This is a genomic window from Bacteroides acidifaciens, assembly GCF_024623065.1.
Taxonomy (GTDB): domain Bacteria; phylum Bacteroidota; class Bacteroidia; order Bacteroidales; family Bacteroidaceae; genus Bacteroides; species Bacteroides acidifaciens.
In genome coordinates, this window is the sequence record NZ_JANJZR010000010.1 from 41,613 (window position 1) to 55,106 (window position 13,494).

The 13,494-nt window shown below is 38.6% G+C and carries 12 protein-coding genes; 7 read left to right on the forward strand and 5 right to left on the reverse strand.

All coding sequences use genetic code 11. From position 1 onward, the window contains the following. Positions 1-4 precede the first annotated feature (4 nt). From NSB03_RS04735 to NSB03_RS04740, 3 genes are read left to right on the forward strand one after another with little or no spacing between them, the layout of a single operon-like run. Positions 5-532 (forward strand): FHA domain-containing protein, encoded by a 528-nt coding sequence (locus tag NSB03_RS04735; protein WP_024987014.1) that lies wholly within the window; start codon positions 5-7, stop codon positions 530-532. Then, complete coding sequence (locus tag NSB03_RS20855) at positions 495-740, forward strand: DUF3990 domain-containing protein (protein ID WP_128824294.1); 246 nt, start codon at positions 495-497, stop codon at positions 738-740. The genes NSB03_RS04735 and NSB03_RS20855 overlap by 38 nt, the downstream gene beginning before the upstream one ends. Next, the gene (locus NSB03_RS04740) at positions 737-955 is read left to right on the forward strand and encodes a hypothetical protein (RefSeq protein WP_024987013.1); all 219 of its coding nucleotides are present in this window, start codon (positions 737-739) and stop codon (positions 953-955) included. The genes NSB03_RS20855 and NSB03_RS04740 overlap by 4 nt, the downstream gene beginning before the upstream one ends. Before the next feature lie 282 nt (positions 956-1,237). On the opposite strand, the gene NSB03_RS04745 is transcribed toward NSB03_RS04740, so the two are convergent. From NSB03_RS04745 to NSB03_RS04765, 5 genes are all read right to left on the reverse strand, one after another. Beyond that, positions 1,238-2,683, reverse strand: a complete 1,446-nt coding sequence (locus NSB03_RS04745) for a tetratricopeptide repeat protein (protein WP_257466254.1) — start codon at positions 2,681-2,683, stop codon at positions 1,238-1,240. A 93-nt stretch (positions 2,684-2,776) separates the two neighbouring features. Further along, on the reverse strand, positions 2,777-3,406 hold the full coding sequence (locus tag NSB03_RS04750) for an EcsC family protein (protein WP_128824293.1): 630 nt from the start codon (positions 3,404-3,406) through the stop codon (positions 2,777-2,779). 1,074 nt (positions 3,407-4,480) lie between these two features. Next, positions 4,481-4,969, reverse strand: coding sequence for an HU family DNA-binding protein (locus NSB03_RS04755; protein ID WP_024987011.1), 489 nt, complete (start codon positions 4,967-4,969; stop codon positions 4,481-4,483). Positions 4,970-5,430: 461 nt separating this feature from the next. Next, complete coding sequence (locus NSB03_RS04760; RefSeq protein ID WP_257466255.1) at positions 5,431-6,873, reverse strand: tagaturonate reductase; 1,443 nt, start codon at positions 6,871-6,873, stop codon at positions 5,431-5,433. 26 nt (positions 6,874-6,899) lie between these two features. After that, the gene (locus tag NSB03_RS04765; RefSeq protein WP_024987010.1) at positions 6,900-7,967 is read right to left on the reverse strand and encodes a LacI family DNA-binding transcriptional regulator; all 1,068 of its coding nucleotides are present in this window, start codon (positions 7,965-7,967) and stop codon (positions 6,900-6,902) included. A gap of 198 nt (positions 7,968-8,165) precedes the next feature. Between NSB03_RS04765 and uxaC the strand changes: the two genes are divergently transcribed. The 4 genes from uxaC (at position 8,166) to NSB03_RS04785 (ending at position 13,472) form a co-directional block, all read left to right on the forward strand. Beyond that, positions 8,166-9,572, forward strand: coding sequence for a glucuronate isomerase (uxaC, locus tag NSB03_RS04770; RefSeq protein ID WP_024987009.1), 1,407 nt, complete (start codon positions 8,166-8,168; stop codon positions 9,570-9,572). Positions 9,573-10,025: 453 nt separating this feature from the next. Continuing rightward, positions 10,026-11,303, forward strand: coding sequence for a DUF3575 domain-containing protein (locus tag NSB03_RS04775; protein WP_024987008.1), 1,278 nt, complete (start codon positions 10,026-10,028; stop codon positions 11,301-11,303). Between the two features lie 53 nt (positions 11,304-11,356). Beyond that, positions 11,357-12,268 (forward strand): DUF5119 domain-containing protein, encoded by a 912-nt coding sequence (locus NSB03_RS04780; RefSeq protein ID WP_257466258.1) that lies wholly within the window; start codon positions 11,357-11,359, stop codon positions 12,266-12,268. A 64-nt stretch (positions 12,269-12,332) separates the two neighbouring features. After that, complete coding sequence (locus NSB03_RS04785) at positions 12,333-13,472, forward strand: fimbrillin family protein (protein WP_024987006.1); 1,140 nt, start codon at positions 12,333-12,335, stop codon at positions 13,470-13,472. Positions 13,473-13,494: the final 22 nt, after the last annotated feature.

Below are 13,494 nucleotides of genomic sequence, written 5' to 3' on the forward strand. Positions count from 1 at the left end.
AAGCATGAAACGAGTTCTTTGTCCCAAATGCGAGAATTACCTTTATTTTGATGAAACCAAATATAGCGAAGGTCAATCGCTTGTATTTGTTTGCGAACATTGTGGCAAACAGTTCAGCATCCGGCTTGGAAAAAGCAAAGTAAAGGCTCTTAGAAAGGAAGAAAACTTGGAAGAAGAAGCTGAATCCCATAAAGAAGAATTCGGATATATCACTGTTATCGAAAATGTTTTTGGGTTCAAACAAATACTCCCGTTGCAAGAAGGAGATAATGTCATAGGAAGACGTTGCGTAGGAACCAATATTAATACTCCTATCGAAAGTGGTGATATGAGCATGGATCGCCGCCACTGCATCATCAATATAAAACGCAATAAACAAGGAAAACTTGTTTATACATTACGTGATGCTCCCAGCCTGACAGGTACATTTCTGATGAATGAAATTCTGAGGGATAAGGATCGGATACGTATCGAGGATGGTGCTATTGTGACTATTGGGGCTACTACGTTTATTTTACACGCTGCTGAATAAATTCTCCTTTTTTAGCAAAAATATTATTCATAATTACGATGCAGTTATAGGGCCTATAGCGGATGATGGTGTTGCCCTACAAATCGGACTTTTCAAAGATGGATATATTAACTTGGCTACATTGGCAGAGACATTAAAATATAGGAAACTGAATAATCAATATTATTTTGGAACACCTAAGGCTATCAAATTACTGAGAAGATTATGAATACGAAAGAATATTTAGTGCAAAGCATCGTCAGTCAGATGACAATCTATCTGATGAATGATTTTCATTGGGATATGCAAACAGCTTTAAAAGCCATTTATCATTCGGAACTTTTCCAAAAATTAGATGATTCTGAAATAGAGCTATATATCCAAAGTCCCAAGTATGTTTATTTGTTTCTCAAAAAGGAGCTAACTACTGGGAAATATATTTAATATATTCGGAAAAAGGTATACACACTCAGGTAGTCATAAAAATAATAAGGATAGGCATCAGCATTATTATTGATGTTCCTATCCTTATTTGTTTTATGTTCACACTATATCCGGATGTTCCAAGGAAAATACCATTTGCGAGATTTTTTGTAAAGAAAATATCCTATTAAAACTGCATAAAGGATACAATAGGAAGATGAATGCTTTTCACACGCTGATATAGAGTGTCACTGACCACTACCGACTTTTTCTTTTATTACCAATAGTTCCCATCCTGTTTTCTTAATGTTGTACAAATCCCCCCCAACCTGGGTATATCCTAATACCTTTTGTAGATATTGCTACCCCTTTACTATATTTTTCATGTAGTAAATATACTATATTATCATTTCCCCCCCATGGAGCAGATATTAACCCGTTTCTATTAAGATTAACTTTTACAGCTTCACCTGTTTGTAAATCTCGTTTATACAAATTATTAGTAACTCCATGTTCAAAATCTCCCTCTAAGATGAATTTGGGAGACTTTACAGTATATTTGCCATGTAAATAGCCATTCTCATCCATTTCCGTTTCTAAAGATGAGCCATCTCTATGTGAAGTGAACCTCCCTACTAAAATATTGTTTTTATATTCAGCGTTTACTAATTGCAATATTTTTCCTGTAGTAGTTTCTTTTTCCTGATATTGAAATGTTCCATTAGGTATACCATTCAAATATGTTATTAATACATCAATTTCAATCTTTCTTAAGAAGGGGTCAATGTATTTTATCTTCCAAGCCCCATCTCTATAATCATCTTTAAATTCTCCTTCAATTTTCAGGCTATAAGGAGCTTGCATACCTCCTTTTTTACTTATTGATTCACATTGAAATTTTCCATGGAAAATTCTTTGATATCCTACTTCATAATACTGATAAGTACAATTAGAGCTAGAGTTTGGATAAGGAACTCCTATAGGATAATCTCCTGTGTATGTTTTTATTTTACTTTTATAAGTACTATCAAGTTCAGAAAATGAAATACCTGTTATCTTTTGAAACATTTCATTGGCTATTTTATTACCTTGTTTCGCTGCTGGTATGATATATTTTAACGAATTTCCGATTTGAGATCCCCATTGGTTATAATAATTTGCGAGATTCAATTGCGCTGTTACTTCCCCTTGTGCTGCGGCTAGTGACAACCATTTTATTGCTTTAGTGAGCAATTCGCTTTTCTTCTCCAAATTATTAATACTTTGTCCTAGGTCAATCGCACTTTTAAAATAATATTCACCAATAAAAAGTTGGGCATCACGAGAACCATTCTCAGCTGCTTTAAATTCCCATTCCCAAGATAAATCTCTATTCATATCTACTCCATCGCCATTACCATACATTATAGCTAATACATGTTGTGCTGATGCATAGTTTTTTGTAGCAGCTTTAGAGAACCATTCAAAAGCTTTAGTGGCATTCTTTTCTATCCCTTCGCCTGTGAGATAACAATATGCGACTTGATATTCAGCTGCTGGAATTCCTTGAGCAGCAGCTTTAGACCACCATTCTAAAGCCTTTATGTAATCTTTCTTTTTATGAAAGTTGTTTCCAACCTTTAATTGTGCTTCAGGATTTCCTAAAGTGGCTTTTTCTATTAGCTCCTGTTCGCTATTATTTTGCGCCATACTTATTAAGCTGATAAAAAGAAAAAAAATTGCCAGACAAATTTTAATTTGTTTTTTCATGATTGTATATATTGATTAATAAAATACAAATTAACACCTTAAATATTTAAATTATTAAAGCAGAATGAGATAATATATCTATTTATGAATCTTCTACAAGAAGGTATCTTTTGCTATATTTCCTATAGTATTAGTTGTCACAACATCAAATGTTGCACTTATAATACCACCTATGAAAGGAACAGTCTTACCTAAATTAACAACTCCCTTTTGTCCAAACTTAGTAAGTAGTTTGAATCCAACAGCTTGATTTATCTTTTTCAAGACTTCACCTGATATTTTCTTTATTCCTTGTATCGCTAATTTGCTACCAAGAGTAACTCCAAAATCTTTTGCTACTTCAGCAGTAGAAGTTGCTGCTATACATGAATAAACAAGAGTTCTTACACGGTCATCTTTTACATCATACCCACCCATAATCGCTATGGCGGCAACCATACGAACTTGGACATAAAGAACACTAGTTATATTAGCAGGGAGGGTAAGCGGTAGTGTTAAAAGTCCGCCTACCCCTGTAATAAATCCACTTGTGCCTGCTTTTGTATTTTGCCATCTAATTAGAGAGTCCACTTTATCTACCAATAAACCCTCTTTCTTTAAATAATCATTTGCCATGTCTTGTGCAGAATCTAATCCTGAAATCCCATTGACAGCTTTATCATATGCCCAATCAAGTGATTTTAAAATGACTTCCTGACTTAAAGAAGTAAATTCATTTTCCATAATACATCATTATAAAATGATGCCTATAAGTCTCCAAATTCAGCAATGATTATTAATCTATTGAATACAAGAAAGGCGTGAGACTTGTCTGCCAGTTCATCGAAACTGAGGCATCGCCAAACGCCTTTCTAGTATGAACGAGAAGAAACAATACTCTCACGCCATTTTGACATATGGATACAGCATAGGCTGTACGAATATATACAAAACAGAATGAGCGTCATATTGCCTCTGTCCACTAGAATAAAATTTGGCGAATTTCAGTTTCGGGACAAAGCAAAAACGCTTTCTTATGTCTGCTAAAGCACAAATTGTGTCTTAACAATTGCAAAGATACGTTTTTTCTTCAATATGGCGCTCTAATGAGAGTATTATTTCTTCTTAAAATGCTTCTTCTTAAAAAACGGATAGCATATATTATAAAACGGATTTCATCATAATAAGTAAAATTAATTTCACAGTCACAACTCCAATAGCAGTTTGTTAAACAGCAAAAAAGAAAGTGTGGAGTTATTAGTCTATCTATACAGGAGGTTCTGGTAAACCCAAGACATAAATAAACAATACCCCACACTCATAAAGCGTATGTAACAAAAACACACATTGCGATACAAGTGACGAGTGCTATTGCCATCCTTATGTCTTTTGAAATTTACCAGATTTCCTGTATAAGGATAAAAGCTAAACACTTTCATCAATCAATATAATGTTGAGCAACTTACGCCACTACAACGCTGCAAAGATAAAAATTATTTCTCACAAATAACATTTTTTGAAAAGGTTGATACAGGAAAAAAACAAAAGACCTCCTATTTCTTTTATAAAGGTAGGTGGAAAAAAGAAAGGAGAACAAAATATAATCCCAGTAGAAGTCCCGTTTTTCCGTATGCAATTCTTACTAAAACTCTGCTCCTAATAGCAAATTCGCCGTTGGGCAACGGTGAAATCATCGTTGGGCAACCATGAATTCGCCGTTGCCCAACGACGATTTAAACCATACCTACCCGAAATGTCAAAAAAATAGGGAAAGTTCCCGAAAGAACTTTCCCTATCAAAAGCAATTTTTAGTAAAAACTAAGCCGCCGGATCAGGATCCGGGGTTTCTCCAGAATCTCCACCAGAACCACCACCTGCGTCAGGCTCACCACTGTTGCCACCATTCGTATCTGCCACATTACCGCCAAACAACTCTATGCTCGCAGAGCCAAGCATTTCCTTGAACGCACTTCCCGGAGTAAAGACTATCTTTCTCCTAATAATTGTATTGGCATTCACGTCTTCTACACTATTTTGGCTTTCCGCATTGATAGCCGGACGGAATGAACCAAACTCTCCCAACTTCACAGAGAACCCTTCTTCTATGAAAGATACCATGGTATCTTGTACGCCTTTCAGCACTACGTCCACCATAGCCCGATGGATACCCGTCCGCTGATTTACCTCGTCGCATAACTTGTTATAGTTGATGCTTCCCACTAGTACATTTGCCGCAACATACTTTTCCACCTTATTGTCCTTGTCAAAACACAAGGTGATTTTTTTCTTTTTATATCTTATTGCCATATTTGCTATAGATTAAAAAGTGATACAATATACAGAAGTCACTCTACTGACTTCACAACAAAGGTATAAGTCTTATTCAAGATTTCCTAATAGGGAAATTTTGAAAAAAGGCAGTTTCATTCTTTGTTTATTTACAAATATGAAATAAGACATACAAAATGCAAATTCAAGTCAATCAAATGAATTATATAACTGTAAATCAATATATTAAAAATAAAAACAGAAAGAAAACAGGTGACATATAAAAAATAAACGGCCTACTAAGGATTTGAAGCTTTCAAAAACGCGGAAAGTAAGAAAATAAAGAATGAGAAAAATAAAAAATGCAGAAACAGAGAATTTTCACTTTTAATAATCATTAACCAACCATTCCAAATAAGCAAACAAAAAGAGCGTTTTGAAAGTTATATTTCCTATCAAAACGCCCCTTATATTCATGTTCGACTTTCGTCGTCTCTTATCTATTGCAGGATACCTTTCACAGTCTCCAACATACCTTTTTCCTGAATTGAATCCAAATCCGCTTTCACGGCTTCTGTCAATCCCGGAATCTTATTCAGGTCTTCACCCCAGATGAATTCTGCAGCCAGAACACCTTCAGCAACTTTCTTTGTGCACCCTGTTGCCCAAAGTTCTTTCAGTAAATTCATGATTTCAGGAGCGTCATTCGGTACAATTTCAGTACCATCTGCACGTACACCACCCTTATAATAAGTAATGATAGCAGCCAAACCAAGTACCAATCCTTTCGGAAGTTCACCTTTACGTTCGAGATAAGTTTTTAATCCCGGCAGGTCACGAGTTTCGTATTTCGGGAATGAGTTCAGCATAATGCTTGTTACTGCATGGTCTACAAACGGGTTATTGAAACGTTCCAATACGTCGTTAGCAAATTTCTCTAATTCATCTTTCGGCAAATTCAATGTTTCCATCAGTTCGTCAAACATCACCTTATGGATATATTTACCGATTACTTCGTGCTGACAAGCATCACGAACGATATTCACTTCGGACAGATAAGCAACCGGAGAAAGAACCGTATGAGGACCATTCAACAGAGTAACTTTACGTTCATGGTAAGGAGCTTCCGAAGGAACGAACAATACATTCAAACCTGCCTTGTCAGCCGGGAATTCTTTAGCCACTTCCTGCGGAGCTTCGATTACCCACAGATGGAAAATTTCAGCCTGAACAACCAAGTTATCATCATATTGCAATTTTTCTTTGATAGCAGCAATATCCTTGCGCGGGAATCCCGGAACGATACGGTCTACCAGTGTCGCATACACGCCACAAGCTTCCTCAAACCAAGTCTTGAATTCATTACCCAGGTTCCACAATTCAATATACTGATAAATCGTTTCTTTCAGTTTATGGCCGTTCAGGAAAATAAGTTCGCATGGGAAGATAATCAAACCTTTCGTTTTATCACCGTTGAATGTTTTAAAACGATGATACAGCAATTGAGTCAATTTACCCGGATATGATGAAGCAGGAGCATCATCAAGTTTGCAAGTTGGATCAAAAGCGATTCCGGCTTCTGTAGTATTCGAAATAACGAAACGCATTTCCGGTTGCTCTGCCAACTTCATGAACTCATCATTTTGAGAATAAGGGTTCAAGGCACGGCTAATTACATCAATCATTGTCAGGCTGTTAACCACTTCTCCTTTATCCAATCCTTGAAGATTGACATGATAAAGGTCGTCTTGTGCATTCAGCATGTCAACCATACCTTTATCAATCGGTTGAACCACTACCACACTACTATTAAAGTCTGTTTTCTGGTTCATGTTATAAATAATCCAATCTACAAATGCGCGTAAGAAATTACCTTCGCCAAATTGGATAATACGCTCCGGACGTTGTGTTTTAGGAGCAGTTTCTTTGTTTAATGCTTTCATGTTAGTTGTAATTTATAAAGTTGATATTATACAAATTCAAAATAAAAATCAATATTCTCTTTAATCAATATGTCGATGGGCATATATTTCACGGAATCGACTGCCTTCTTAAATACTACGTGGTCACACAATGCTTTCACTCCACAATATCCTTGCAATCCGGGACGCTGTCCTATCAGATAATGCACATCACCCGATTTCAAAAGATCTACATTTGCTTTCAGAAGGTCATATCCTATCAATCCCTTCATACTACGTCCTGCATGACGAAGATACTCCCCTAACTGATAGACTCTGGAATTAAAGACAACGCCAAGCACAGCTTTCGGATGCGCCTGGAAAAATTCATCCAATGTCTGCTGATTGTTTTCCTGGTTGGATTTATTGAGCACCACTTCATGAATCGTCAAATTGTTGTACTCTTCAGTTATATAGTTCATGAAACCTTTCAAACGGCGCTGCATCTGTATTTCAGCAGGATTATCCTTATTATTACTTAAAAACAGAACCAGTTCCTGCCCTTCTCCTACCGAATAATTGCGCATTAATATTTTGGCCGCAATATATCCACTTTTGTATGAATCCTGCCCGATATATGTCAACGCATCCACCTCTTCCATATTAAAATCGACAAAGGCATAAGCTATCTTGTTCTCTTGCAGATAGGCTGTCAATGACAACGTTTCTTCCCGGAAATTCGGAGCAATCAAAACAGCATCCACATTACTATCCTTAATAGCACAACAAGCCTCTCGATAACTCTCCTCATCACCATGATGATAGCACAGATAATCCACACTCACATTGAAAGGACGCAATTCCTGCCGTGCACGTTCAATACCACCCACTACCGAATGCCAATAATCATGTTCTATATAATAAGGAATCAAGCAAATGAAAGAATATTTCTTTTTAGCAGCCAATCCGATAGCAAATACATTCGGTTGATAATGAATCTCATCCAACACCTTTTGTACTTTAGCTTTGCTCTTGGGAGATACGTCACCCCGATTGTGCAGTACCCTGTCAACCGTTCCGGCGGAAACACCGGCCATGCGGGCTATGTCTTTAATGGTATAGTTCTGGTCCTCCATAGTGCTAAAACTTAAATATTATAAATAATCGCTGCAAATATACGAATTATTTTGTTACTACAAGTAAATTTTCTATTTTTGTGTTCGATAACGGCTAATAAAACTAAAACGAAATTTACACCTATTAGCTTTAATATCAATACTATATAGGTATAAATACGGAAAGTAATAATTTTATATACTTAAAACACAGTAATAATGAAGAACTTCATGGACGAAAACTTCTTGTTGCAGACAGAAACTGCACAAAAGTTGTATCACGAGCATGCGGCTAAAATGCCGATCATCGACTATCACTGCCACTTAATCCCTCAAATGGTAGCTGACGACTACAAGTTTAAATCACTGACTGAAATATGGTTAGGCGGAGACCACTATAAATGGCGTGCAATGCGTACCAATGGCGTAGACGAACGTTTCTGCACAGGAAAAGATACCACAGACTGGGAAAAGTTCGAGAAATGGGCGGAAACCGTTCCTTATACATTCCGCAACCCGTTGTATCACTGGACTCACCTTGAACTAAAGACAGCATTCGGCATCAACAAGATCTTGAACCCGCAAACTGCACGTGAGATTTACGACGAATGTAACGAGAAGCTGGCTCAACCCGAATATTCAGCTCGCGGAATGATGCGTCGTTACCATGTAGAAACCGTATGTACTACGGATGATCCTATCGATTCACTGGAATACCACATCAAAACCCGTGAAAGCGGATTTGAAGTAAAGATGTTGCCTACTTGGCGTCCTGACAAGGCGATGGCTGTAGAAGTGCCTGCTGATTTCCGTGCTTATGTAGAAAAATTAGCAGAAGTAAGCGGTGTTACTATCACCAACTTCGATGATATGATTGCCGCTTTACGCAAACGTCATGATTTCTTCGCAGAACAGGGATGTCGTCTGTCTGACCATGGCATCGAAGAGTTCTATGCAGAAGATTATACAGATGCAGAAATTAAGGCTATATTTAATAAGGTATATGGCGGTACAGAATTGACTAAAGAAGAAATCCTGAAGTTCAAATCTGCAATGCTTGTCATTTTCGGAGAAATGGATTGGGAAAAAGGATGGACTCAGCAATTCCACTACGGTGCTATCCGCAATAACAACACCAAAATGTTTAAACTGTTAGGCCCCGACACCGGTTTTGATTCTATCGGTGAATTTACAACCGCTAAAGCAATGGCTAAATTCCTCGACCGCCTGAATACGAATGGCAAACTGACCAAAACAATCCTTTACAACCTGAATCCGTGCGCAAACGAAGTTATCGCTACTATGTTAGGTAACTTCCAGGATGGTTCTATAGCTGGAAAAATCCAATTCGGTTCAGGATGGTGGTTCCTGGATCAGAAAGATGGTATGGAAAAGCAGATGAACGCCTTATCTGTTCTCGGTCTTTTAAGCCGCTTTGTAGGTATGTTGACAGATTCGCGCTCGTTCCTCTCCTATCCTCGTCACGAATACTTCCGTCGTACATTATGTAATCTTGTAGGACGTGATGTAGAGAATGGAGAAATCCCGACATCTGAAATGGTACGTGTCAACCAGATGATTGAAGATATTAGCTACAATAACGCTAAGAACTTCTTCAAGTTCTAACCATCAGAATAGAAATATAAACAAAGCCGCTGTTTGAATTCAAATTCAAGCAGCGGTATTTTTAGCTCCCCCCCAAAAAACCAAGTAATAGCGTAAATATTTATATAAATAAGGAGGAATATTTTACTCCATTTTTTAGTCCTACAATTATTACTTTGTCTTAGCAACTTTATTATATCTATCTAGTGAATAAAAACTTTTAATTCAATTGTTTAAACACCATTGGATTACAACGACAACTGCAATATTTCTTTTATCAAATAGAATAATTTCATACATCCATAAAATATTCATTATTTTTTTTTAACTAATATAAGTTTAGAAAATCCGCTAAATTATTTTTAATTTTGCACCGTAATTCTTTTTAGGGAAAGAAGTTGCAAAATAAAAAATGTATAGGTTTGACAAGCGAGCAAACCAGAGGGAAATTCTATAATTGGGATTAATTTATAAATGGAATACAGAATTCTACTGCTGATAGTGTCGATGCTTTTCACCGGTACGGTCATGGCAGAAGGTACGTTAAACAAAGATACGATCAGTGTACGCGTTTATTTCCGGCAAGGTTATTCAATTTTGGAATCTGCATATCGAAATAATGGTACACGTTTGGAGATGTTTGCCGCACAGTTCCGTGCGCTACAGGCAGACCAGACTATTCGTCTACGATACATTCATATAGATGTCGGTACTTCACCGGAAGGAAGCAGTAGTCTTAACAGGCGCCTTTCGGATAAGCGGGCAATCCAAATTATGGATTACTTGCACAATCACACATCACTCCCCGATTCACTAATGAAATTTAATTCGCATGGTATAAACTGGGAAGGGTTGAAAAAGCTAGTCTCAGCATCGGATATGTCTTATAAAGACGAAGTTCTTGAGATTTTACACACCATGCCAAAACAGGTGTCATGTAACAGCGGAATCGAAGACGAATGCAAGCAGCAGTTGAAAACGCAACACGGTGGACAACCCTATAAGTATATGTATAGACACTTCTTTCCTGAGTTGCGAAGTGCGAATGTAAATATATACTGCGAATTCGAGCGCCTGCCAAAATTGGAGCGGCCTATTGCTATAGCCAATCACCCTGCTCCAAAAGTTGAGACTCTACCTATGAGTTTAGAGAGCACACACACAGCTCCAGTGTCAGCACCACTCAAGCCTTTCTGTATGGTTCTGAAAACCAATATGCTCTACGATGCACTTCTTATTCCCAACATAGGTGCGGAATTGCACATCGGGCAAGGATGGTCTGTCGGCTGCAACTGGATGTACTCATGGTGGAAAAACGACACGCGCCATAATTACTGGCGTATATATGGAGGTGAATTGGGCATCCGTAAATATATTGGTCGTCGTGCAACCAAAAATCCACTCACCGGGCATCACCTTGGCATCTACAGCCAAATATTGACTTATGATTTCGAAACCGGCGGTCGTGGCTATATGGCAGGAACACCGGGTGGTACACTGTTAGATAAAGCTAATTATACTGTAGGATTGGAGTATGGTTATTCACTACCTGTCAACCGAAAACTTAGCATCGACTTCACGCTTGGTGCAGGTTACATGACGGGGCAATATCATGAATACCTGCCTCTTGATGGGTGTAATGTGTGGCAAAGTACCAAACAGCGTCGCTGGTTTGGCCCAACGAAAGCGGAAATATCGTTGGTGTGGTTCGTCGGACGCAATAGTTGCAACGGGAAAGGAGGTAAACGATGAAAAAGACACATTGTTTCTCCACCCATATGCTTTATCTCACAACATCCCTGCTGATGGTGGGATGTGAGCACAAAGAGCTATGCCACGACCATCCGCACACAACGCAGCTACAGGTTGTCTTCGACTGGGCGAAAGCCCCCGACGCGTCTCCCAAATCCATGTCGCTCTACCTGTTTCCACAGGATGGTGGCAAGGCGCTGCGTTACGAGTTCGCAGGTCATAAAGGCGGCAAAATCCGGGTACCGGCGGGACACTATGACGCATTGTGCCTGAACAGCGACACAGAAGGCATCTACTACCGCAACACAGATAAAAGAACAACTTTCGAGGTGACGACGCGCACGACAGCACTCCTGTCACGTCTTTCTTCATTGGGTGTGCCCTCTCAAAATGCGCCCCGCGCCGAAGGGACGAAAAACGAACGTGTGGCATTGGAGCCGGACCGTGTGTGGAGCGACCATACGGAAAACATACAACTGAAAAAAGCTACCGACGGTCAATCGCTTACGCTTTATCCGGAAATATCGATACACACATGTACCATCGAAATCCGAAATGCTGAAAACCTGAAATATGTATCGGGCGTCAGCGCCTCTATCTCAACCATGGCAGGCGGCATGTTGCCGGGCATAGGACCGAACGCGTTGTCCGAAGAACGGGTCACAATCCCCTTCGGGGTCGCCATGTCGGCCGACAAGACAACCATAACAGGTGGGATACAGAGTTTCGGTCACTGCCCGTTCACTCAGAACAGCCATAAATTGGTTGTTTACACCGTGTTGGCAGATGGCAGCAAATGGTACTACACATATGATGTGACCAAACAGTTCCATACAGCTCCGAACCCACAGCATGTGCATATCCTGTTGGAAAAATTACCAATTCCGAAGCCGATCGTCGATGGCGGTGGTTTCGACCCCTCAGTTGACGAATGGGAGGATATAGAAGTAGACATCGAGATGTAAACAAATCATAATTAATTCACACAACTAAATTTTTATTTCTAATTAAATTTTTATTTTTTTATTTATGAAACAGAAATTATTTTTAGCAGCTATGGCAGCAATTGCCATGACATCGTGTTCAAACGACGAAACTTTGGAAATCAACACTGGTACTGAGCGAGCTATCGACTTCCGTACTGCAATGGCGACACGTGCCACAGAAACAACCACTGCCAACCTTGACAAATTCTATGTTACAGCGTTTAACGAGAACAAATTAAATTTTCCGTATTTCGAAAACTTAGAGTTCAAAAGAACAGAGGCAGAGGAAGAAGGAGAAAGTACTTATTTTACATCAGAGGATAAATATTATTACCCTGGTGATGGTTCAAGTTTGACTTTTTACGCTTATGCTCCTTCTGCGACAGATTTAGGAACCATCGTTAAGACTGACAATACAAATAAAAATCTTACCCTTGACTTTTCACCTGCTGAAGAGATTTCCAAACAAGTAGACTTTATTACTGCAAATGCCACAGGTAGCAAGAATGATGCAGAATTAGGTGTAGCTTTGAAGTTCGCCCATCGTCTTTCACAGATTGAAATTAAGGGTAAAAGCGAAAATACAAGCTATGATTTCAAAGTAAAAGGTATACGTATTGGAAAAGTTTGTTCAAAAGCTTCCTTTGATTTTAAAAATGGAACATGGGAACTTTCAGAGGATGAAGATGTTGATGTGGCAATATATGAAAAAGTGTATGCTGATGATGCTGATCCAACAGAATTATCAGCAGAAGCTACTTCATTTATGGCCGGAGATAATGCCATGCTACTTCCGCAAAGATTAGAAGCATGGCAACCACAAGATTCTGACAATACAAACAAAAAGGCATACCTCTCAGTACTTGTACGGGTCACAACCAAAGCTGGCGCATTAGTATACCCATTCGATGGTGATGAAAGAGACTATGCATGGGCTGCCATACCTGTTGGAATTGAGTGGGCAGCTGGAAAAAAATACGTGTATACTTTGGACTTTACTACAGGAGCAGGCTTTGTGGATCCTACTGAAGATGAAAACAAAGGTGAGTCTGTTATAACAGGAGAAATCAAATTTACTGTAGATGTCGAAGCCTGGTCTGAATCTGAAGAAGAAGTGGAGGTACCGAGAGACCCAAATTTGGATATTGATGAAGGTGAATTTCCAGACCAATGGGAAGACTAATAAGATATCACATCTTATTATA